This is a genomic window from Stenotrophomonas sp. 63632_Sma (genome assembly GCF_056482875.1).
The window spans coordinates 3,365,942-3,387,329 of record NZ_CM151220.1 but is presented as its reverse complement, the minus strand read 5'-3'; the positions used below and the strand labels follow the sequence as shown (position 1 = coordinate 3,387,329).

The following is a 21,388-nucleotide window of genomic DNA, read 5'->3' as shown; positions in this document are numbered from 1 at the left end:
GGCGTTCGTCTTTTCATGGAGTGCTTCGAATGCAACAGATCGCCCTGGCCGTGATCGGCGGTACCGGTGTCTATAACCTGGCCAAGCTTGACGACGTGCAGACCCACGAGGTCGACACCCGCTTCGGACGTCCGTCGGGCCCGGTGCGCGTTGGTACGCTGCTCGGCCATCGCGTGGCGTTCCTGGCGCGGCATGGCGAAGGCCATTCGCTGCCGCCGCACAAGATCAACTACCGCGCCAACCTGGCCGCGCTGCAGCAGCTGGGCGCGCAGCGCGTGCTGGCGTTGAACACGGTGGGGGGCATCACCGAACACTTTGGTCCGCGCGTGCTGGCCTGCCCGGACCAGATCATCGACTACACCTGGGGCCGCATCAGCACGATCTGTGAGGAAGAAGGCACCGACGTAGTCCACGTTGATTTCGGCCACCCGTACACACCAATGCTGCGCAGCAAGATCCTGGCTGCGGCCAAAGTGACCGGCGTCACGGTCCATGACGGTGGCTGCTACGGCGCAACACAGGGCCCGCGCCTGGAAACCATCGCTGAAATCGCCCGTATGCGCCGCGACGGCTGCGATCTGGTGGGCATGACCGGCATGCCGGAAGCCGCCCTGGCACGCGAGCTGGGGCTGGATTACGCCTGCCTGGCGATCATCGCCAACTGGGCTGCCGGCTGTGGTGATGGCGAGGAGATCACGATGGCCGAAGTGCTGGCCAACGTGCAGGCGGCCGGCAACGGACTTCCGGAACTGGTGGGCGAATTGGCACGGGGGTGATTGTCTTCCCCGAGCAAGCTTTGCATACTCAGCTTGTGCGCGGGTTCAGCGTACACCACCCATTCATTGCATAAGGTCTCGCATCACCATGCCGAACGGTACCGTCAAGTGGTTCAACGACGCCAAGGGATTTGGCTTCATCTCGCCGGAGGATGGCAGCGCCGACGTGTTCGCGCACTTCTCCGCCATCAACTCCAAGGGCTTCCGCAGCCTGCAGGAAGGCCAGCGTGTCACCTATGACGTGACCCAGGGCCCGAAGGGTGCCCAGGCTTCGAACATCACGCCGGCCGAGTGATCCACTCGACAGTGCGTTGAAAACCCCGCTTCGGCGGTAATGCTGTTCACTTAAGCAGCTGAGCCAATCAGAATCCGATGCCAGTCTTCTGGCATCGGATTTTTTGTGCCCATCCAACAGCAACTGCTCGACCTTGGTGACCTGTTCAATTTCTCCGACCTGAGCACCTTCACCCAGAACATCCCGGTGGAATGGGTGTCCAGCGCGCTGGAACTCTCCTCGCAGGCCTCCATCCGCAGGCGCAGATTACCCAGCGATCAGGTGTTGTGGCTGGTGCTGGGCATGGCCCTGTTCCGCGATGAACCGGTGCATGAGGTGGCCAGGCGACTGAACATCTGTGCCCAAGGCCTTGCATCGCTGGATCTGCCTGCACGCAGCGGCATCAGCCAGGCTCGCGCGCGGCTTGGCGCAGATCCGGTAGAGGATCTTTTCCGCAGGTGCGGCCAGCATTGGGGTGCCGAGCGCTATCCCGACGATGACTGGCAGGGCCTGCAGGTGCTGGCCGTTGACGGTGCCCTGCTGCGCACCGCAGACACGCCAGAACTACGTGCGCATTTTGGGTCGGGCAATACCGGCACCGAACGGCAGACGCCTTATCCGCTGATGCGGCTGGTGGCGCTGATGAACGTGCGCTCGCACATCATGCTCGATGCCCGGCTCAGCCCCTACCGTCGAGGCGAAATGCGTTTGGCAGAGGACTTCTTCGAGAAGATCCCGGATCGCTCGATTACTCTGTTGGACAAGGGTTTCTGGGGCGCGGATCTGCTGTTGAGCCTGGCCGGAAACGGTACTGAGCGGCACTGGCTTACGCCCTCGCGGAGCAATCTGGTGGCCGAAGAAGTGGAGCGCTACAACGCGCATGATCGGCTGCTGGAAATGCGCGTTTCTCCACAGGCGCGGAAGAAGAATCCCGCACTGCCCACGCACTGGCGGGTGCGTGAAGTGAGCTACGAGCATCAGGGCAGGATCAAGACGGTGCTGACGTCGCTACCGGCAGGGACCTACAGCACAAAAGCCGTAGCCGCGCTCTATCAGGAGCGCTGGGAAATCGAGCTGGGTTTCCGCGATCTCAAAAGCTCGATGCAGCGAAATGCAGTGACCCTGCGCAGCAAGACCGTCGAGCTGGTGTATCAGGAAGTATGGGGGCTGCTGCTGGCGTACAACATCATCCGCCGCGAGGCGAGCCAAGCGGCGGTTGCCTACGGCCGCGCACCCTCGGAGATACGTTTCAAACCTGCCTGCCACTACATCGCCGCGCAGCTGATCGTGATGGCGGCGGCACAACCCGCTTCGGCTACCGGAAGGCGTTTATCCCAGCTGCGATCCGGCGTCGCCAGCCTCTTCCTGGAGCACCGTCCCCGGCCAACAACTCCGAGGACGGTGAAGATCTCCAAAACCCGTTATCCCGTCGATCGCAAGGCTGCACCGCTTAAGTGAACAGCATTACGCTTCGGCGGGGTTTTTTTTGCGCGGATTGCCCGCGACCCGCTCGCGATCCACCCGCCTCGGGCACAATGCGGCCATGACGGAACGACTGCGCATCGCCGTGATCGGCTACGGCACCGCTGGACAGGCAGTGTCCATCCTGCTCACCCGTGACGGCCACGAGGTGGAGATCTTCGAACGCGTGCCCACGCCGGGGCCGGTGGGTGCCGGTTTCCTGCTGCAGCCCAGCGGCCTGCAGGTACTGTGGCAGATGGGCCTGCTTGATTCCGTGCGCGCACATGCCGCGCCGGTGCACCGCCTGTATGGCGACACGCCGTGCGAGCGCGCGGTGATGGACATGCGCTACGAGGGACTGGATGCGCGCCTGCACGGCCTGGGCATGCAGCGCGGGGCCTTGTTCTCGCTGTTGGACGAGGCGCGCGCAGGCGAGGGCCAGCTGCATGCCGGTACCACCATTACCGAGGTGGATGCCGAACACGGCCGTCTGCGCGACAGCGACGGGCGCACGCATGGCCCGTTCGACCTGGTAGTGGTCGCCGATGGCGCCGCGTCGACCCTGCGCGGCACGATCGCCGGCGGTGCCGGGCTGGACCGCGTGTATCCGTGGGGGGCGCTGTGGTGCCTGCTGCCGGCCGAGGACTGGCCGCACGTGCAGGAGCTGCGGCAGCGTTACGTGGCCGCGCGCAAGATGATCGGACTGCTGCCGGTCGGCACGCGCCCCGGTGATGACACGCCGCGCCTGAGTTTCTTCTGGAGCCTGCCACGCGCCGACTTCGAACGCTGGCAGGCCGATGGCATGACGCCCTGGCTGGATGAACTGCATGCACTGTGGCCGCAGGCCAGTGCGCGCTTCGCCCATCTGCGTGATGCCGGCCAGTTGGCGCGCGCGGTCTACCGTGATGCGGTGATGACGCGCTGGCACCACGGCCGCATGGTGCTGGCCGGTGATGCCGTGCATGCGATGAGCCCGCAGCTGGGGCAGGGCGTGAACATGGCGCTGCTCGATGCGCTGGCGCTGCGCGATGCGGTGCGCACCTACGGCGGCAGCACGGTCGCGCTGCAGGCCTACCAGGCGCAACGCAGGGCACACGTTGCGGTGTACCAGCGCTGGAGTCGTTGGCTGACGCCGCTGTTCCAGTCCGACCGCGACGCCTGGGCGAAGGCGCGTGACGTGCTGCTGGGCCCGATGGGGCGCCTGCCCGGTGGCCGTGGCCACATGCTGCGCGTGCTCAGTGGCACCCAGCACGGCTGGTTCGGTGCACTTGCACTGGATCCGGCGTTCGTCGACGCACTGGCCACTGCAGCGGAAATGCCTCGTATCAACGCGATTTCGGCCAATGCGTGAAGCGCGTCGTCACCTGAATTAACGGTTGCCTCACCGCCGATATGCGAGAAGTAGGTTGCACGCGAATGCGCGTCGCCCGTTTTCCTTTCCGTGATCAACATCGCGCGTGGCCCGGGCGGCGCTGCCGTTGCGGCCTGTTGCGGCCCGGATGTGCCGCTGATGTTGAAGAGGAGGACGCCATGTTGTTCGCGGTCGAGGAGCTGGAATCGGAAATCTGCAAGCTGCGCGGATTGCTGCAGATGCTGCACGAGGACCAGCCCGACGTACTGGAGGACGTGTTCGAGTTCCATGTCGGCAGCCTGATCAGTCATGCATCAGCGGAGCACCACGCGCGCATCCGCACCTGCGCGCAGGAAATGCTGGCGGCGATCCAGGCGTTGCCGCGACGACGTGAGGGCGACACGCCTGATTTCCAGTTGATGCCGCAGCTGGGCATTCGTCCGGCCTGATTCAAGCCACCGGCAGTTGCACCAGGCCGTTTTCCATGCAGGCGACCCTTTGCTCGCCGCGGGCGGGCACGGGCACGATGCCGGCAGTGAATGCGGAGAAGGCCGGCAGCACCGTCATCCGCTGACGCAGCCAGAACGCGGGGAAGCGCCGTCGCAATGGCGGCAAGGCGACCTGTGGATGCAGATGCCCGGCGATCACATGCAGCTCTGCATCGGGCATCGGCTCATGGCGAAGCAGGAACGGGTGCAGCCGTACTTCATCGTGGATCTGTACCTGCAACTGAGCATGCGGCAGCTGGCGGTCGTGATTGCCGCGCAGGACATGCACGTCCAGCGAAGCATTGCGTTCGCGCCATGCCAGCCATTGCTGGTACCACGCAGCGCGATGCGCCGGTCCATGCAGGATGTCACCCAGGATCCACAGCTCGCGACAGGCATGCCTGTCCAGCAGCCCCTGCAGGCGTTGCAGGTCTTCGCCGGTGCCGCCGCTGGGCAATGCGATGCCGGCGCGGCGGAATACATCGGCCTTGCCCAGGTGCAGGTCGGCGATCAACAGCGCCTGCCGCGCGGGCCAGTACAGCGCACGCGCGCCAAGCAGAATCAGCGATTCGCCGGCGCGCAGCAGCGGCAGTTCATCGGCCATGGCGGCGCTCCAGCTGCTGGGCCGCACGTTGCACGCGGGTGCGCCAGTCCTCGTTGCTGAACTGCCCGCGTTGGCGTTCAGCCCATAACGGGAAGCCCAGTGGCGTGAGTGATGTCGGGTGCTGCACGGAGAGGACCTGCATGCCGATCCTTGCCAGGACCTGCTGTAGTCCCGGCAGATCCAGGCTGTCGTGCAGCACTTCGCGTTCGGCCAATGCCAATAGCAGGTGACCGGGGTCATGCTCGCGCAGTACGTCGTAGAGCAGGCCTGCCGAGGCCTGCAGCTGGCGCAGCGATCGCGGCATACCGCCGGGCAGGCTGGGGACCAGCAGGCCCGCTACGCGTGCGATGCCACGGAACTGGCGGCGCGCCAGCTCGCCCAGGTTCACCGCGGCACGCAGATCGTCCAGCAGCTGATCGGGGGTGAACAATGCTCGCCATTGCGCCGCATCCAGTTCGATCGCCTGCGCCGGTGCCAGCACCAGGCCATGATCGTTCACCGCGTAGCCGATGCTGTTGCGCTGCCGGCGGGTACAGCGCAGTGCCAGCAAGGCGGCCAGCGCCTCGTGCACGTGACGGCCGGCAAAAGGGTAGACGAACAGGAACTGGCCGTCGCGGCGCCGCACCTCTTCCACCAGCAGATGCTCTGGGCCGGGAAGCGCCGACAACTGCTGCTGCAGTGCCAGCAAGGAGGACAACCAGCGTGATTCGGCACTGTCGTCGGCGCCGGACAGTACCCACTCCAGCTCGCGGCCGAGCGGCATCGACAGTGGCAACTGGCCTCCCTGCCAGCGCGGCACCACACCATCACCGCGCCCTCGTGCCAGCCGCACGAAGGCGGTCATGTCGCGCAGCTGCACCAGTTCCAGCAGGCGCCCGGCGAACTGGAAACGGTCGCCGCGACGCAGGCGGCTGGCGAACTGTTCCTCCACGGCACCCAGGCCACCACCGCTCAGGAACTGCACGCGCACGCTGCCATCGCTGCTGATGGTGCCGATCGACAGCCGATGGCGCAGTACCTGGCGGCGATCGTGCATCCGGTAGTAGCCGTCGGCATCACGCACGACCTTGTGGAAATCGGGGTACTGGGCCAGGGCCTGGCCACCCTGCACGATGAACGTCAGCACGGCCTGCCACTGGTCTTCGCCGAGCGACGCAAAGGCATGGGTACGCCGTACCTGCGCCAGCAGCGCATCGCTGTCGAAGCCACCGGCCAGCGCGCGGCTGACCGCATGCTGGGCCAGCACATCCAGCGACAGCGTCGGCGGCCTGCGCGCTTCGACCACGCCTTGGGCCAATGCACGGCGCACCGCGGCGTATTCGGCCAGCTCCAGCGCATGGCTGGGCACGCACAGGATGGAACCGCTGGCACCCGGGCGGTGACGCGCACGTCCCGCGCGTTGGCGCAAGCGGGCCACGCCCTTCGGGCTGCCCAGCTGCAGTACCTGCTCAACCTCGGGGAAGTCCACGCCGAGGTCGAGGCTGGAGGTGGCAACCACGCAGCGCAGCGCGCCCGCGCGCAGGCCATCCTCGACCTGCTGGCGCAGCGCTGGATCCAGCGAGCCGTGGTGCAGCGCAAGCGTGTCCGGGGCTTCCGGCCAGACCGCGGCCAGCGCCTGATGCCACAGTTCTGCCTGCGCACGGGTGTTGGTGAACAACAGGCTGCTGCGTGCCCGCATCAACGCGTCCAGCACCCGCGGCAGCTGCGCCAGGCCCAGATGCCCGGCCCACGGAAAACGTTCGCCGGGTTCCGGCAGCAGGCTGCGCACGCTGATCGCGCGCGGGCGCACGCCCTGCACGATCGGCGCGTCGGGCTGTCCGGGCAGCAGCACGTCGCGCGCCTCATCCAGGTTGCCCAGCGTGGCCGAAAGCCCCCACAGCTGCACTGCAGGCGCAGCATCGCGCAACACCGCCAGGTTCAACTGCAGCAGCACACCGCGCTTGTTGCCCAGCAGCTCATGCCATTCGTCCACCACCACGCAGCGCAGCTGGCGCATGCGCGGCAACGTATCCGGATAGCTCAGCAGCAGCGCCAGTGATTCGGGCGTGGTTACCAGTACGTCGATGCGGCCTTCGCGGGCCTGGCGTCGCTCGCGGTTGCTGGCGTCACCGCTGCGCAGGCCGACACGCCATCCCAGTCCCAAGCCGTCGACGACGGCCTGGAGCGCGCGTGCGGTATCACTGGCCAACGCGCGCAAGGGCGTTACCCACAGCACCTGCAATGGGCGCACCGCACTGGCGCGGCGGGGCGAGGGCGGTGGATCGATCAGCGCCTGCAGCAACGGCCCGCCGAACATCGCCAGCGTCTTGCCGCTGCCCGTGGGCGTATGCAGCAACCCGGATTCGCCGGCCAGGTAGTGGCGCCACATCGCCCGCTGGAAGGGCAGTGAGCGCCAGCCGCGTGCCGCGAACCAGTCTTCCAGCCGGCGCAGTGCCTGGCTGCGGGTCATCGCGCCAGCGCCTGCAGGCTGGCCAGCTGGTCGGCCTCACTGGCCGGTTTGTCGTGCCGCCAGCGCAGGATGCGCGGAAAACGCACGGCGATGCCGGACTTGTGCCGGCTGCTGCGGTTGACCGCTTCGAATCCGAGTTCGAATACCTGTTCGGCGCGCACGCTGCGTACAGGCCCGAAGCGCTCACGCGTGTTGGCGCGGATCCAGCGGTCAAGCGCGAGGATCTCCTTGTCGTCCAAGCCCGAATACGCCTTGGCCACCGGCACCAGCGTGTCGCCGTCCCAGACGCCGAAGGTATAGTCGGTGTACAGCGTGCTGCGCCGCCCATGGCCAGCCTGTGCGTACAAGAGCACCGCATCGATGGCGAGCGGATCGACCTTCCATTTCCACCAGTCACCGCGGCGTCGCCCAGCCAGGTAGGGTGAGCCGCGTCGTTTCAGCATCAGCCCTTCCACGCCACGCTCGCGTGCCACATCGCGCATCGCCGCCGCCTGCGCCCAGTCGACGGCGGCAACGTCGGGCGACAGCTGGATCCGCACATCGTCCAGTGCACCGATGACCGCGGCAAGTCGCGTACGCCGTTCCTGCAACGGCAGCTCACGCAGGTCCGCGCCGTCGTGCTCCAGCAGGTCATAGGCGAGCACGCGTACCGGCGTGTTGCGCAGAGTCGCTGCTCCTGGCTTGCGACGCTGGATGCGGGTCTGCAGGGCGGTGAATGCGCGCGGCAGGTTGGCGGTCTCGTCCCAGGCCAGCAGCTCTCCGTCCAGCACGCAGCCCTCCGGCAACGCCATCGCGGCGTGCTCGATCTCGGGGAAGCGGCCATCCAGTCGTTCCTCGCCACGGGACCACAGCGCGACTTCGCCACGCCGGCGCAGCAGCTGCAGGCGTATGCCATCCCATTTCCATTCCAGCAGCCAGTCGTCGATCGCGCCGAGGCGTTCGGCAGGATCGCCTTCCAGAGGGGAGGCGAGGAAGAAGGGGTAGGGCTGCTGGCGGTCGGACGGCAGCTCGTCCGGTGACAGCAGTTGAGCCAGCAGCCCGGGCGAGGGGACCCACTCGCCGAGCATGCGCTGGGCGATGCGTGCGATGTCCAGGCCGGACCATTCCGCCAGTGCCTGCTGTACCAGTCGCTGCGAAACGCCAACGCGCAGGGCGCCGGTCAGCAGCTTGTTGAACACCAGGCGTTCGCTGCTGCACAGCTGCCGCCACCCGGCGACGACCGCAGCGCGGCGTACTGCCTCGGGTTGGTTGGCCACGGCCAGCAGATGCTGTTCGATCCAATCAGCCAACGGGCGGTCGGCGGCTGGCTGCGATGGATCATCCAGCAGCAGGGTCAGCGTTTCGGCCAGGTCACCCACCTGCGCGTAGCTGTCTTCCACCAACCAGGGAGGCAAGCCGGATTCTTCGGCAATCCAGCCGCGCAGTTCGCCGCTGGCGGCGATCTTCCGGCGTGCACCGCCCACCTTGCCGCCGCTGAGCAGGTACAGCGCCCACGCCGCATCATGCGCACGCGCGTGGCGGAAGTAGTCGACCAGCGCCGCACGCTTGTCCAGCGTAGCCGTGCTGCGGTCCAGGCGCTGGTAGAGCGCAGCGAAGGCCTTCATTCCTCGCTCCCGAAATCGGTGCGGAAGGCTTCGGCAGCCACGCCGCGCTCGCGCAGGAACGGAATCAACGCATCGGTATTGCCATGGGTAGCGATCACCCGCTGCGCGCCTGTCTGTTCGATGGTCTGCAGCAGTGCTGGCCAATCGGCGTGATCGGAAATGACGAAACCGCGATCGACATTGCGGCGCCGCCGATTACCGCGCAGCTGCATCCAGCCGGATGCGAAGCCCAGCTGGTGGCGGCCGAAGCGGCGCATCCAGGGCGTGCCCGCAGCCGACGGCGGCGCGAGGATCAGCTGGCCGGCGGCGTCAGGCTGGCGGCCCTGCTCGGCCACGGTGAGCGTCTCCAGCATCGGCACCCCGGCCTGCCGGTACACCGCCACGCCATTGGCGATGGCGCCGTGCAGCCAGGCTGGTCGATCGTCCAGCGGCAGCAGCTCGGCCAGCACCCGCTGTGCCTTGCCCAATGCGTAGCACAGCAGGATCGCGGCTTCGCCACGTTGTTCGCATTCGCGGCGCCACGCCAGGATCTCTGCAGCCACCGCCGGCGTGTCCGGCCAGCGGTAGATCGGCAGTGCGAACGTGGCTTCAGTGATGAAGGTATCGCAGGGCACCACTTCGAACGGTGTGCAGGTCGGATCAGGCTGTCGCTTGTAGTCGCCGGAGGCTACCCATACCTGCTGCCCGTCGTCGATGCGTACCTGTGACGAACCGAGTACGTGGCCGGCCGGATGCAGCGATATCTGCACCTGCCCGAGGCGGAACGGCACACCCTCGGCATGCGCCTGCACCGGCACGTCACCCAGGCGCCAGCGCAGGATCGGCAGGCTGCCTTCGCTGCAGTGGTACTCCCTCATGCCCGGGCGGGCATGGTCGCCGTGGCCATGGGTGATGACCGCGCGCGCTACCGGTCGCCACGGGTCGATATGGAAATCGCCGGCGGCGCAGTACAGCCCCTCCGGGCGCAGCACCACCAGATCGTCGTTGCCTGCCATGGGGTCACTGTGGCCTGCGTCTCGTGCAGAGGGTGAGAACCGGCCTGAACACGGGCTTGGCAGGCGATGCGGCACAATCGGGCCGCAGACCTCTTGCCGCCAGGATGGACCGGATGAGTGGACCCAGCTTCAGCAGCAACGCACCGTATGAAACCCATGTGGTGTTGAACCAGCCGCCGCCGTTCGCAGGGCGACAGTTGTGGACCGACGACGTGGCGCTGATGGAGGCCGTACAGCGCGAAGGCGCCGCGAGCTTCGCGCCGCGACTGGGTGTCTATGGTGCACTCGCCGGTGATGAACTGTACCGGCTGGGCTTCGATGCCAACCGTGATCGTCCTCGGCTGCGCACGCATGATGCACAGGGCCATCGCATCGACACCGTGGAGTTCCATCCGGCCTATCACCAGTTGATGGACACGGCAAAATCGCACGGTGTCGCTGGATTGTCCTGGCATGAGCCGCAGCCCGGCGCGCACGTGGCACGTGCGGTGTTGAGCTACCTGCATCACCAGGCCGAGGCGGGCACCAGCTGCCCGTTGACCATGACCCATGCAGCGGTGGCGGTACTGCATTCGCAGCCGCATCTGGCCGAGTGGGCGCGCAAGGCCGCTGCGCCGGTCTATGACCCGCGCGACGTGCCGGTGGCGGACAAGGCCGGCATCACCCTGGGCATGGGCATGACCGAGAAGCAGGGCGGCTCGGATGTCCGTGCCAACAGTACGCGCGCCGAACCGATCGATGGCGAGCGTTACCGTCTGGTCGGCCACAAGTGGTTCTTTTCCGCACCGATGTGCGATGGCTTCCTGGTGCTGGCGCAGGCGCCGGGAGGCCTGACCTGCCTGCTGATGCCGCGCCGGCTGGCCGATGGTGACCGCAATGCGTTCCGGTTGATGCGGTTGAAGGACAAGCTCGGCGATTGGGCCAACGCTTCCAGTGAGGTCGAGTTCTGCGGCGCACAGGCATGGCGCGTGGGCGAAGAGGGGCGCGGCGTGGCCACCATCATCGGCATGGTGATGATGACCCGCCTGGACTGCATGCTGGGTGCAGCGGCGGAGATGCGCATGGCGCTGGCGCAGGCGCTGCACCACGCACGTCATCGACGTACCTTCGGCAAGCTGCTGGTCGAGCACCCGCTGATGACCAACGTGCTGGCTGATCTGGCGCTGGAGTCGGAAGCGGCCACGGTGTTGGCGATGCGGATCGCGCGCGCGGTGGATCGCGCCGGTGTGGATGCCAATGAAGCCGCGATGGCGCGGTTGGGGACGGCACTGGGCAAGTACTGGCTGTGCAAGCGCGCGCCCGCCTTCGTCAATGAAGCGCAGGAATGCCTGGGCGGTGCGGGCTACGTGGAGGAGTCGATGCTGCCGCGCCTGTACCGGCAGGCACCGTTGAATTCGATCTGGGAGGGCAGCGGCAACATCCAGTGCCTGGATGTGCTGCGTGCGCTGGCGCGCGAACCGGAGGCGATGGCGGCGCTGCGCGGTGAGCTGGCATCGGTGGCTGACCGTGATGGGCGCTATGCAGCGGCATTGCAGCGTTGGGCAGCGGCACCGCCACCGGAGGAAGCGCAGGCGCGGCTGTTCTGCGAGCGCACTGCGCTGCTGCTGCAGGCGGCGCTGCTGCTGCGTGCGCGCAGCCCGATGGCGGAGGCATTCGTGCGTAGCCGGCTGGAAGGGGAGCACGGGCTGGCGTTCGGGACGCTGCCGGCGGGGGTGGAGCTGACGGCGATGCTGGCGCGCGCGCTGCCGTAGGAGGCGGCCAACGGCGGAGCCCCTCGTGGTGGGCGCTGATACTGATGGGTGGGCCGCGCGGGTAGATTGCGCAGGGGGCGCTGCAAGTACGTCCATGTAAGCTCGGGCGCGCCATCCATGGCGCTTACGCCCCTGCGCAACCTACCCGCGCGTCCGTGGACACTTTCCGTACGCGTCCAGCACGGAATCAACAGAAAGAGCAGAGAGCGAAAAGCAGAAAAGCCGCGGCAGTGCCGCGGCTTTTCCTGTGCAGCCGAGCCGATGCCCGGCTGCCGGTAGGGCTTAGTGCTTGGCTTCTTCCTTGGCGGCGTTGGCCTTGGCGTCATTGGCGACATCGCGGGCCTTGTCGGCGACCTTCTGTGCGGCGTTCGCAGTGGCGTCGCTGGCATGTGCGGCGGCATCGGTTGCGGCGTCCTTGGCCTTGTCGGCGGCGTTGGCGGTGGCGTCTGCAGCCTTGTCCAGCGCCTGCTGGGTATCGGCGGCGGCCTGCTCGGACGCGGCAGCGGTCTTGTCGGCGGCGTCGCGGGTGGCTTCGGCGGCCTTGTCCACGGCGTCACGGGCGGCAGCGCCTGCGCTGTCGGCAGCCTGCTGTGCGTCCTGCTTGGCCTGTTCGGCTTCGGGGCCCTTGCAGGCGGCCAGGGCCAGCAGCAGGGAGGCGGCCAGCAGGGTGGTGGTGATCGGACGAATCTTCATGGCGGTCTCCGGTACTGCAATGGATGGGGACGCCAGCCTATTCATGCCGTTGTGAAGACGGGGTCGCGATGCAGCGGCTCAGTCGCGCATTCGAAAAAAGAAAAAGCCGCTGGCGAACCAGCGGCTTTTCCAGAACAGCGTGAAGAAAGAAGTTATTACTTCTTGGCTTCTTCAGCAGCGTCCTTGGCCTTCTCAGCGGTGCCTTCAGCAGCCTTGGCAGCGTCAGCAGCGGCGCCGGCAGCGGCGTCGGTGGCAGCAGCGCCAGCCTGGGCAGCAGCGTCAACCGAAGCGTCAGCAGCGGTGGCGGCGGTGTCAGCGGCCTGCTGGGCAGCGTCGGCGGTCTGGGCGCCAGCAGCGGCGGCCTGGTCGGCAGCAGCCTGGGCTTCGGTGGCGGCTTCGTTGGCCGAAGCAGCGGCGTCCTGGGCAGCTTCCTGCTTCGAGCAGGCGGCCAGGGCCAGAGCCAGGGACATCGCGACCAGCAGCTTGTTGATGCTCATTGTGTAAATCCTCGTCGTTAGAATTAGGCAACGCGCATGCTGCGCGCCGACAACATGATGACAAGCCAAGATTGGGTGTCAAGCGATCCCGCATTCATTTTTGCGAAATCATCGTTAAATCTTTTTAAATCAATTCGATGGCGATTGCGGTTGCTTCGCCGCCGCCGATGCACAGGGTGGCAATGCCGCGCTTGCCACCGCGCGTGCGCAGGGCGTTGACCAGGGTCACCACCAGACGTGCGCCGGAGGCACCGATCGGATGGCCCAAAGCGCAGGCACCGCCATTCACGTTGAGCTTGTCGTGCGGGATGCCCAGTTCGCGCATCGGCGCCATCGCCACCACGGCGAAGGCTTCATTGATCTCGAACAGATCGACCTGGTCCAGCGACCAGCCGGTCTTGTCCAGCAGTTTGTGCAGCGCGCCGATCGGGGCGGTGGTGAACCACTCCGGTTCCTGCGAATGGGTCGCGTGGCCGACGATGCGGGCCAGCGGGGTGATGCCGCGAGCGGCTGCATCTTCCTCGGTCAGCAGGACCACTGCAGCAGCGCCGTCGGAGATGCTGGAGGAACTGGCGGCAGTGACGCTGCCGTCCTTCTTGAAGGCCGGGCGCAGGGTCGGGATCTTGGCGATGTCCGAGCGGCCCGGCTGCTCGTCGGTGGTGACCTCGACTTCGCCCTTGCGGGTGGCGACCTTCACCGCGACGATTTCATCGGCGAACGCACCGTTGGCCTGCGCCGCCTGCGCGCGCTTGACCGATTCGATGGCGTAGGCGTCCTGCTCTTCGCGGCTGAACTGGTATTTGTCCACGGCGCATTCGGCGAATTCACCCATCGCCTTGCCGTCATAAGCGTTGACCAGGCCATCGTGGGCCATGTGATCGACCGCCTGGAAGTTGCCGAAGCGGTTGCCGGTGCGCGAGTTCGGCAGCATGTGCGGCGCGTTGGACATCGATTCCATGCCGCCGGCGACAACGATGCTGGCCGAACCGGCCTTGATCAGGTCATGACCGAGCATGATGGTCTTCATGCCCGAGCCGCACACCTTGTTCAGCGTGGTGGCACCGGTCGACAGCGGGATGCCGGCAGCGATCGCCGCCTGGCGGGCGGGCGCCTGGCCGAGGTTGGCCGGCAGCACGCAGCCCATGAGGACTTCGGAAACGTCGCTGGCCGGGATGCCCGACTGTTCCAGGGCGGCTGCGATGGCGGCCGCGCCGAGGGTCGGGGTCGGCACGCCGTTGAACTGGCCGAGGAAGGAGCCGATGGCGGTGCGCTTGGCGGCGGCGATGACGATGTTGGACATGGCAATCTCGTTGATGCGTAAGCAATGTTCGGAAAGGAGACCGGGGGCCGTTGGATGTGCCCCGGTTTCCCGGCAGACTGCGTGGGGGTCGACCCAAGTATAGAGGGTCGGGGAGGGCCGCCGCTGGGCGCGGCCGCACGCCTGCCGGGATGAAGGCAGGACAACGTTCATGGGAAGGAATCGATGGAACGCACGATGATGGTGAGGTCCGCCCTGGGAACCGCGCTGGCGGTAGCGCTGACGGCCTGTGGTGGAGGTGGCGGGGGCGGCAACGTGCGCATCGATACCCCGCCACCACCGCCGCCACCGACTACCCCGCCACCGACGACGCCGCCCCCGGTCAAACCGCAGGAGCCGGCCTTCGACGCGCATCTGTCAGTCACCAATGCGCGCGCCGCACAGGCTGCCGGCCTGACCGGCCAGAACGTGCGCATCGGCATCGTCGACTCCGGCGTGCAGCGCAATGCGGTGGCGTTGAATGGCCGGGTGCTGGCCAACCTCAACTACATCGATCCGGCCAGGAACAATCTAGGTGTCGATGATGTGGTCGGCCACGGCACCGCCGTGGCCAGCCTCGCCGCCGGCGCGGCAACGGGCTCCTGGCCGGGTGGCATCGCGCCAAAGGCGCAGATCGTGTCGGCACGGATCATTGCCGACAAGCCGCCCGTCGATGACGGCAGCGGCAAGGGCAATTCCTTCAGCGGCCCGCTGGGCGTGGCGCAGGTCCACCAGGACCTGATCAGCTACAACGTGAAGGTGATGAACAATTCGTGGGGCGGCCTTTACTGGACCGACCTGCCGACCACCGCGCAGGTGGCCGCCGAATATCGCCCCTTCGTGATCAACCATGGCGGGCTGGTGGTGTTCGCCGCGGGCAATGATGGCCGCAGCGAGCCGAGCAGCCTGGCCGCACTGCCCAGCCAGCAGGGCGTGGCCGGCACGCTGCCGGCTGCCGACCTGGAGCGCGGCTGGCTGGTGGCCACCGCCGTGGATCCGTATGCGCCCGGTACGCTGGCCAGCTATGCCAATGCCTGTGGCCAGGGGGCCCGCTACTGCCTGGCGGCGCCCGGCAGCGCGGTCTACCCCGATGCCAACGGTGGCAGCTACTACTGGAACTACGGCACGTCATTCGCGGCGCCCTTGATTTCCGGTGCGGCGGCGCTGGTCTGGGAGCGCTTCCCGTACTTCAGCAACGATCTGGTGCGGCAGACCCTGCTGGGTACCGCCAAGGACATCGGTGCGCCGGGCGTGGATCCGGTGTTCGGCTACGGCCTGCTCGACATCGGTCGTGCGATCAACGGTCCGGGTCGTTTCGACTGGGGTGATGTGGTCGCCAACGTGGATCTGGCCTCGACCGGCTCGGCGTGGCGCAACGATATCGTCGGCAGCGGCGGGCTGGTCAAGCAGGGCGGGGGCACCCTGGTGCTGGCCGGCAACAACAGCTACACCGGTGCCACCCGCATCGAACGCGGCATCCTGTCGCTGCAGAACGGTGGCGTGATCCGTTCCAACGTGACCATCCTCGGCCAGTCCGATCCGGATTCGACCGGCCTGCAGTTCAATGGCGGCACGCCCCGCGTGATCGGCAATGTGGTCAACGGCAGCAGCGTATTCCTCACCACCGGCAACACCACCGGCACCATCGAGGGCAACTACACCCAGCAGGCCGGCGCACAGTTGATGATCGCACTGGGCGCCAATGCGCTGCAGGTCACCGGCAATGCCACGATCGACGGTGGCGTGCGCGTGCATGGCTTCGTTTCCGGCTACGTGCCACAGAACGGCAGCCGGCAGGACCTGATCCATGCGGCAGGCGGACTCAGCGGCGCCTTCAGTACGCCGGCTACCTCCAGTGGCCTGCAGGGGCTGTCGTTGCTGCAGAGCAGCTACGGCTATGACAGCAACAACGCGTGGTTGAACCTGACCCAGGTCAGCGTCACCGCAGCGGCCAGCGGGCTGGGGGCGTCCGCCCAGGCGGCAGCACAGCGCCTGGAAGGTGCATTCGCAGCGCTGGACAAAAACACAGGCCTGCAGGGATCGGCCTTTGGTGCAGCGGCCGGTGCCCTGCAGTGGACCGGCGGTGGCCCGCAGGGCCTGGCCGCCAGCCTGCAGAGCCTGTCCGGTCAAGCGCATGCGCGAGCCGAAGCAGCGACCTTCGACAGCATCGACATGTCGCGGCGTGCGATCGCCGAGCGCTTTGATCGTGTACAGGCCGCACCGCGCCTGCGCGGGAGCTGGCAGAGCGCGCTGGGTGAGGCGGGGCAGGGCAGCTTCGCCGGCAACGCTGCCGACAGCCGGGGCTGGATGGCCGGCCAGGATCTGCCACTGGGCAGCAACGGCCTGATGGGCGTGGCGTTTGGCGAGACCCGCAGCACTGGTGGCAGCAGTTTCGGCGGTGATCGTGGGCGTGATCGCCAGGCGCAGGCGCAGCTGTACGCCGGCTGGAATCTGGGGCGTGGCTACGCGTTGGCCCAGGTGGGCAGCGGTCAGTTCACCCGCGCGCTGGATCGTCAGCTGCTGCTCGGTGCGGGTGCCTATGGCGTCTCCGCGCGGTACGGCGGCCGTTTCAGCAGTGCCAGCGTGGAGGGCGGGTACCGGCTGGGGCGTGCGGGCGCATCGATGACGCCCTACGTCGGTGCCAGCACCACGCGTGTGGAGACCGACGCCTTCAATGAACTCGGCGGCTTTGGTTTCGGCCTGCGGGGCGATGCCAACCGCGTGCAGCGCAGCCAGATGCTGGCCGGTATCCGCGGCGAGCGCGGCTGGGGGCGTTGGACGCTGCGTGGGCATGCCGAATGGCAGCAACGGCTTGATGGTGCGGATGCGGACTGGCAGGCCAGCTTCGTCGGCGTCGACGCCTGGGCGCCGTTGGCGGGCTGGAACGCGCCGCGCGGCAGTGCGCTGATCGGCGTGGCGCTGGAATCGTGGTGGGGCCGCAATGGCCGCCTGAGCCTGGGCTTCGACCAGCGCGTTGGTGGCGAAGGTGCGCGGCAGGCCGCCTTGCACTACAGCACCGGCTTCTGAAGGACGGCTCGCGCCGGGTCATGCCCGGCGCGACATCGGCGGGTTCAACCGCCGCGCAGGTTGCCCAGGCGCGGGGTGCTGCGGCCCAGCGGCATCTTCAGCTTGCCGATCGACAGGATGCGGCTTTCGGCGATGCGGTCGGCGGCACGCTGCGGCGCGATGTTCTCGCGCTGCGACAGTTCGAAGATGCGGGTGAGGTTGTGGTAGATGCTGCGGATCAGGCGCATTGCGCGTTCGCGGTTGTAACCGTCGATCTCCAGCGACACGTTCATCACGCCACCGGCGTTGACTGCATAGTCCGGCGCATACAGGATGCCGCGCGCATGCAGCTCGTCGCCGATTTCCAGGCTCGACAGCTGGTTGTTGGCGGTGCCGCAGATGATCTTCGCCTTGATCCGCGGCAGCGTGTCGGCGTTGATCGCACCTTCCAGCGCGCACGGTGCGAACACGTCGGCGTTCACCTCGTGGATCTCATCCGGTTTGACCGCTTCGGCGCCGAAATCGCTGACCGCGCGATCAACCAGCGCGCTGTCCAGGTCGGTGACGTACAGCTTGGCACCGCGGTCGCGCAGCAGTTTCACCAGTTCCATGCCGATGTGGCCCAGGCCCTGCACGGCGATGCTGGTCTTGCCCACTTCCTCATGGCCGAACTTGAAGCGCATCGACGCCATCAGTGCCTGCAGCGCACCGTAGGCGGTGAACGGGGCGGGATCGCCGGAGCCACCATGGACCTGGTGCACGCCTGTCACGAACTGGCTTTCCAGGTAGATGTTCTCCATGTCGTTGACGTCGGTTCCGACGTCCTCGGCGGTGATGTAGCGCCCGCCCAGCGAATCGACATAGCGGCCGAAGGCACGGAACAGCACCTCGGTCTTGTCCACTTTGGGGTCGCCGATGATCACCGCCTTGCCGCCACCCACGTTGAGGCCGGCCAGTGCATTCTTGTAGGTCATCGTCCGGCTCAGCCGCAGCGCATCGGCCAGCGCCTCTTCGGTGCTGGCATAGGGGCGCATGCGCACGCCGCCCAGGGCCGGGCCGAGGGTGGTGTTGTGGATGGCGATGATCGCCTTCAGGCCGGCGTCGTGGTTGTGGCAGAACACCACCTGTTCGTGGCCGGTGGTGGCGAGGGTTTCGAATAGCATGGCGTCTCCGATGGCGCGATCAGCGGCGAACTGCAGCGAACGGCCAGTGAACGGTAGGGTCCCAAAACAAAAAAAGCGACGTCGTCGGTGCAGGGGGACGGGTCGCGCGGCGCCATTCTAGTCCATTCCCCCGGCCGGTGCCGTCGACATCGGCGGCCTTCCGGTTAAAGAAGATGAAAGTTCGGCCGATGCTGCGACGACGGCGGGTGGCCGGATTCGCGTGAAGAGGCAGGGCGGTCAGTGACGGCAAGGGCACCACAACGACAGGGCGGGCGGCGATGACGCCGGCCTGGTGGCGATCACTGCGTGGCTGGCTGGCGCGCTCGACCGGGACGGCACCGTCCCGGTTGGCGGCGGCGTCGCGGCAGGCGGTGGCGGCGGCTGCGGCCAGCCTGCAGGGCGAGGCTCTGCCCTCGGCCGAGATCGCTGCACATCTGCAGCGTGGCCTGCATGCACTGGCCCTGTACCCGCGCCTGGCCGGTGAATCCACGGCGGTGCAGGCCGCGGGGTTGGGCGAGGCGGTGGCGCGCGCGCTGCAGGACCGGGACTGGGCGGCCCGTCAGCTGCCGCGCCGCCCGCAACTGCTGCCGCAGCTGATCCAGACGGTCAACGACGATGCTGCGTCGGCGCGGGTGATGGCGGCGATCATCGGCCAGGACCCAGTGCTGACCGGCAACCTGCTGCGCATCGCCAACAGCCCGGCCTACAAGGTGCACGAGCGCCCGGTGGAAAGCCTGCAGCGGGCGGTGACGCTGGTCGGTACCGAAGGCGTGCGACAGATCATCAGCGCAGTTCTGGTGCAGCCGGTGATGCAGGTGCAGTGCGAGGTGTTTCCGCAGTTCAGCACGATCATCTGGGAGCACGCACTGCTGGCCTCGCGCGCAGCCGCTGACCACGCGCGCACGGTCACTTTCGGCGATGCCTTCGCCGCCCAGTGGCTGGGCCTGGTACAGGGGCTGGGGGCCGCGCTGGTGATGCGCCAGCTGCTGCAGGAAGCGCAGGCACGAGATGAAACGGTGGAGCCGGCGCTGGCGCTGCAGCTGCTCCAGCAGTGGTCACTGCCGTTGGCGCAACGCGTGGCTGCGGCCTGGGAGCTGCCAGAGCCGGTGCACCAGGCGCTGGCGCCCGAGGCGGATGGCCCGCTGGCCGACAGCCTGCGCCTGGCCAGCGCGGCCGCAGCGGCCAGCCTGCTGTGCCGGCACGGACATGCCAGCCAGAGCCGCATGCTGGCCCTGCTTGAACAGTTGCCTTCGGCGCCGCCGCATGCGCTGCGCTGGATCTGGCGGCGCCTGCATGGGCGCAGCGTGGAAACACGGGATGACGCCGGACAGGAAGAGGCGGGTCCTGCGCCCTGAGCGCTACAGCTGCGATTCCACCGGCAGCCAGCTGATCACCCGCGCGGTCCAGCGCTTGCCCAGGCTGGCCCCGGGTTCGGCCTCCACCCAGTGCGGCGGTGGCTGCCGCTCCAGCCAGCGCAGGTCATCATCGCGCCCCAGCGCCAGCCACCAGCTGTGCTCCGGGCCGGCCAGGCGCAGATACTCGTCGCGCAGCTGTGCACCGAGCGCCGGGTCATCGAACAGCACGCCCATTTCGGTATTGAGGTAGGCCGAACGCGGGTCGAGGTTGAACGAACCGACGAAACCGCGGCGGTCATCGACCACGAATGCCTTGGTGTGCAGGCTGGCGCCGCTGCTGCCGAACAGGCTGGCATCCAGCTGGCCGTGTGCCTTCAGTTCGTACAGCTGCACGCCGGCCCTCAGCAGCGGCACCCGGTAGCCCATGTAGCCGCCGTGTACCGCTGCCACATCGTTGGCGGCCAGTGAGTTGGTCACCACGCCCACCTGCGCGCCGCGTGCGGCCAGCGCCGACAGCGCCTCGACCCCCTCGTTGCCGGGCACGAAGTAGGGCGAGATCAACAGCGCACTGCGCCGCGTGCTGCGCAACTCGTCGCTGAGACGGCTGACCAGCCAGCCGCGGCGATCGTCATCGCGGTGCTTCATCGGCGGATCGGAAGCGATGCGCACGTTCGCGCTCCAGTGCAGCGGTTCCGGGCTGGGCCGCTGCAGCGCGCGCGACTCGGCCACGCGTTGCAGGTAGGGCTGTGCCTTGGCATGCATGGCATCCAGGTCCGACTGCCGTACCAGCTGCTGCAACTGTGCATCGGTATACGAGGCCAGTGCGGAAATCGGGATCGCCGTGCTGCTGTTCCAGTAGTCGTCGAAGATCTGGTTGGCCTGCTGCACGGCGGGGCCGGCCACCACCAGGTCCAGGTCCTGGAAGTTCACATCGTCGCGCGCGCTGAAGTATTCCTCGCCGATGTTGCGGCCACCGACGATCGCGATGCGGCCGTCGGCGATCCAGCTCTTGTTGTGCATGCGGTGGTTCACGCTGAAAGCGCGTTGCACCAGCTCCAGCGTGCGCGCGATGCCGCTGCGGTTGCGGAACGGGTTGTACAGGCGGATCTCGATGTTCGGATGCGCATCGAGTGCCATCATCAGCGCGTCCTTGTCCTTGGCGTTCATGTCGTCAAGCAGGATGCGCACGCGCACGCCGCGCTCGGCGGCGTCGTACAGCGCCTTGGCCATCAGATGGCCGATCAGGTCGTCGTGCCAGATGTAGTACTGCAGGTCCAGGCTGCGGCCTGCTTGCGCGGTGATCATCGCGCGCGCGGCGAAGGCGTCCATGCCATCACTGAGGAACGCCACGCCGGACTGCCCGGGGTGTGCGTCCTGCAGCGGCACGATCTGCTGGTCGATGCGGGTCTGCGCCGGCTGCAGTGGCAGCACATGCGAAGGTGCGCCCTGTGCCTGCGGGGTGAGGTGGTCGGCCAGCAGCAGCCCGGACAGGACCAGCAGCAACAGCGCGGCGAGGATGATCGCAGCGACGCGCAGCAGGCGTCGCCACAGGGGCTTGGGCAGGCTCATGCCCCGATGGTAGATCCACGCCGTGCGTGGATGAAAGCCAATAGACCCGCTGCAG

17 protein-coding genes are annotated in these 21,388 nt (G+C 67.4%); 8 read left to right on the top strand and 9 right to left on the bottom strand.

Going from position 1 to position 21,388, the window contains the following annotated elements; all coding sequences use genetic code 11:
• The first annotated feature begins 29 nt into the window (after positions 1-29).
• The 5 genes from ACZK45_RS15790 to ACZK45_RS15770 all read left to right on the top strand — a co-directional run bounded on the left by ACZK45_RS15790 (position 30) and on the right by ACZK45_RS15770 (position 4,311).
• The gene (locus ACZK45_RS15790; protein ID WP_010482830.1) at positions 30-776 is read left to right on the top strand and encodes an S-methyl-5'-thioinosine phosphorylase; all 747 of its coding nucleotides are present in this window, start codon (positions 30-32) and stop codon (positions 774-776) included.
• An 88-nt stretch (positions 777-864) separates the two neighbouring features.
• On the top strand, positions 865-1,071 hold the full coding sequence (locus ACZK45_RS15785; RefSeq protein ID WP_005410590.1) for a cold-shock protein: 207 nt from the start codon (positions 865-867) through the stop codon (positions 1,069-1,071).
• Positions 1,072-1,182: 111 nt separating this feature from the next.
• A complete protein-coding gene (locus ACZK45_RS15780; RefSeq protein WP_478445890.1) occupies positions 1,183-2,508 on the top strand; it encodes an IS4 family transposase in 1,326 nt (441 codons plus the stop codon).
• A gap of 85 nt (positions 2,509-2,593) precedes the next feature.
• Positions 2,594-3,862: an FAD-dependent oxidoreductase gene (locus ACZK45_RS15775; RefSeq protein ID WP_478444901.1), complete on the top strand. Its 1,269-nt coding sequence runs from the start codon at positions 2,594-2,596 to the stop codon at positions 3,860-3,862.
• Between the two features lie 179 nt (positions 3,863-4,041).
• Positions 4,042-4,311: a hypothetical protein gene (locus tag ACZK45_RS15770; protein WP_032129345.1), complete on the top strand. Its 270-nt coding sequence runs from the start codon at positions 4,042-4,044 to the stop codon at positions 4,309-4,311.
• Between the two features lies 1 nt (position 4,312).
• Here ACZK45_RS15770 and pdeM read toward each other — a convergent pair whose 3' ends face one another.
• Genes pdeM through ACZK45_RS15750 form a run of 4 tightly spaced genes read right to left on the bottom strand, consistent with a single transcriptional unit; the run spans position 4,313 to position 10,002 of the window.
• Positions 4,313-4,954, bottom strand: a complete 642-nt coding sequence (gene pdeM / locus ACZK45_RS15765) for a ligase-associated DNA damage response endonuclease PdeM (protein ID WP_478444900.1) — start codon at positions 4,952-4,954, stop codon at positions 4,313-4,315.
• A complete protein-coding gene (locus tag ACZK45_RS15760; protein ID WP_478444899.1) occupies positions 4,944-7,403 on the bottom strand; it encodes a ligase-associated DNA damage response DEXH box helicase in 2,460 nt (819 codons plus the stop codon). The genes pdeM and ACZK45_RS15760 overlap by 11 nt, the downstream gene beginning before the upstream one ends.
• Complete coding sequence (locus tag ACZK45_RS15755) at positions 7,400-9,007, bottom strand: ATP-dependent DNA ligase (protein ID WP_478444898.1); 1,608 nt, start codon at positions 9,005-9,007, stop codon at positions 7,400-7,402. The genes ACZK45_RS15760 and ACZK45_RS15755 overlap by 4 nt, the downstream gene beginning before the upstream one ends.
• Positions 9,004-10,002, bottom strand: a complete 999-nt coding sequence (locus tag ACZK45_RS15750) for a ligase-associated DNA damage response exonuclease (RefSeq protein ID WP_336684999.1) — start codon at positions 10,000-10,002, stop codon at positions 9,004-9,006. Before ACZK45_RS15750 ends, ACZK45_RS15755 begins: the two co-directional genes overlap by 4 nt.
• Positions 10,003-10,115: 113 nt before the next feature.
• Between ACZK45_RS15750 and ACZK45_RS15745 the strand changes: the two genes are divergently transcribed.
• Positions 10,116-11,753, top strand: a complete 1,638-nt coding sequence (locus ACZK45_RS15745) for an acyl-CoA dehydrogenase family protein (protein ID WP_049398306.1) — start codon at positions 10,116-10,118, stop codon at positions 11,751-11,753.
• Between the two features lie 282 nt (positions 11,754-12,035).
• Here the strand turns inward: ACZK45_RS15745 and ACZK45_RS15740 are convergent, their stop codons facing one another.
• The 3 genes from ACZK45_RS15740 to ACZK45_RS15730 form a co-directional block, all read right to left on the bottom strand.
• Complete coding sequence (locus ACZK45_RS15740; protein WP_014647982.1) at positions 12,036-12,446, bottom strand: hypothetical protein; 411 nt, start codon at positions 12,444-12,446, stop codon at positions 12,036-12,038.
• A 155-nt stretch (positions 12,447-12,601) separates the two neighbouring features.
• On the bottom strand, positions 12,602-12,943 hold the full coding sequence (locus ACZK45_RS15735) for a hypothetical protein (RefSeq protein WP_004153024.1): 342 nt from the start codon (positions 12,941-12,943) through the stop codon (positions 12,602-12,604).
• Positions 12,944-13,067: 124 nt separating this feature from the next.
• The gene (locus ACZK45_RS15730) at positions 13,068-14,243 is read right to left on the bottom strand and encodes a thiolase family protein (protein ID WP_010482849.1); all 1,176 of its coding nucleotides are present in this window, start codon (positions 14,241-14,243) and stop codon (positions 13,068-13,070) included.
• A 183-nt stretch (positions 14,244-14,426) separates the two neighbouring features.
• On the opposite strand from ACZK45_RS15730, the gene ACZK45_RS15725 reads away from it, so the two are divergent.
• Positions 14,427-17,267: a S8 family serine peptidase gene (locus ACZK45_RS15725; RefSeq protein ID WP_478444897.1), complete on the top strand. Its 2,841-nt coding sequence runs from the start codon at positions 14,427-14,429 to the stop codon at positions 17,265-17,267.
• Between the two features lie 44 nt (positions 17,268-17,311).
• Here the strand turns inward: ACZK45_RS15725 and ACZK45_RS15720 are convergent, their stop codons facing one another.
• Complete coding sequence (locus ACZK45_RS15720) at positions 17,312-18,409, bottom strand: Glu/Leu/Phe/Val dehydrogenase dimerization domain-containing protein (protein ID WP_125895918.1); 1,098 nt, start codon at positions 18,407-18,409, stop codon at positions 17,312-17,314.
• Positions 18,410-18,687: 278 nt separating this feature from the next.
• Between ACZK45_RS15720 and ACZK45_RS15715 the strand changes: the two genes are divergently transcribed.
• Entirely contained in the window at positions 18,688-19,764 is a 1,077-nt protein-coding gene (locus ACZK45_RS15715) for an HDOD domain-containing protein (RefSeq protein WP_032129353.1), read from the top strand.
• Between the two features lie 3 nt (positions 19,765-19,767).
• Here ACZK45_RS15715 and ACZK45_RS15710 read toward each other — a convergent pair whose 3' ends face one another.
• A complete protein-coding gene (locus tag ACZK45_RS15710; RefSeq protein ID WP_346486730.1) occupies positions 19,768-21,333 on the bottom strand; it encodes a phospholipase D family protein in 1,566 nt (521 codons plus the stop codon).
• Positions 21,334-21,388 lie beyond the last annotated feature (55 nt).

Bases quoted from the DNA above. Each gene is read 5' to 3' on its own strand.
- ACZK45_RS15735 (WP_004153024.1), bottom strand. From the start codon at position 12,943: ATGAGCATCAACAAGCTGCTGGTCGCGATGTCCCTGGCTCTGGCCCTG.
- ACZK45_RS15760 (WP_478444899.1), bottom strand. From the start codon at position 7,403: ATGACCCGCAGCCAGGCACTGCGCCGGCTGGAAGACTGGTTCGCGGCA.
- pdeM (WP_478444900.1), bottom strand. From the start codon at position 4,954: ATGGCCGATGAACTGCCGCTGCTGCGCGCCGGCGAATCGCTGATTCTG.
- ACZK45_RS15785 (WP_005410590.1), top strand. From the start codon at position 865: ATGCCGAACGGTACCGTCAAGTGGTTCAACGACGCCAAGGGATTTGGC.
- ACZK45_RS15750 (WP_336684999.1), bottom strand. From the start codon at position 10,002: ATGGCAGGCAACGACGATCTGGTGGTGCTGCGCCCGGAGGGGCTGTAC.
- ACZK45_RS15725 (WP_478444897.1), top strand. From the start codon at position 14,427: ATGGAACGCACGATGATGGTGAGGTCCGCCCTGGGAACCGCGCTGGCG.
- ACZK45_RS15775 (WP_478444901.1), top strand. From the start codon at position 2,594: ATGACGGAACGACTGCGCATCGCCGTGATCGGCTACGGCACCGCTGGA.
- ACZK45_RS15715 (WP_032129353.1), top strand. From the start codon at position 18,688: ATGACGCCGGCCTGGTGGCGATCACTGCGTGGCTGGCTGGCGCGCTCG.
- ACZK45_RS15740 (WP_014647982.1), bottom strand. From the start codon at position 12,446: ATGAAGATTCGTCCGATCACCACCACCCTGCTGGCCGCCTCCCTGCTG.
- ACZK45_RS15730 (WP_010482849.1), bottom strand. From the start codon at position 14,243: ATGTCCAACATCGTCATCGCCGCCGCCAAGCGCACCGCCATCGGCTCC.
- ACZK45_RS15790 (WP_010482830.1), top strand. From the start codon at position 30: ATGCAACAGATCGCCCTGGCCGTGATCGGCGGTACCGGTGTCTATAAC.
- ACZK45_RS15745 (WP_049398306.1), top strand. From the start codon at position 10,116: ATGAGTGGACCCAGCTTCAGCAGCAACGCACCGTATGAAACCCATGTG.
- ACZK45_RS15720 (WP_125895918.1), bottom strand. From the start codon at position 18,409: ATGCTATTCGAAACCCTCGCCACCACCGGCCACGAACAGGTGGTGTTC.
- ACZK45_RS15710 (WP_346486730.1), bottom strand. From the start codon at position 21,333: ATGAGCCTGCCCAAGCCCCTGTGGCGACGCCTGCTGCGCGTCGCTGCG.
- ACZK45_RS15755 (WP_478444898.1), bottom strand. From the start codon at position 9,007: ATGAAGGCCTTCGCTGCGCTCTACCAGCGCCTGGACCGCAGCACGGCT.
- ACZK45_RS15770 (WP_032129345.1), top strand. From the start codon at position 4,042: ATGTTGTTCGCGGTCGAGGAGCTGGAATCGGAAATCTGCAAGCTGCGC.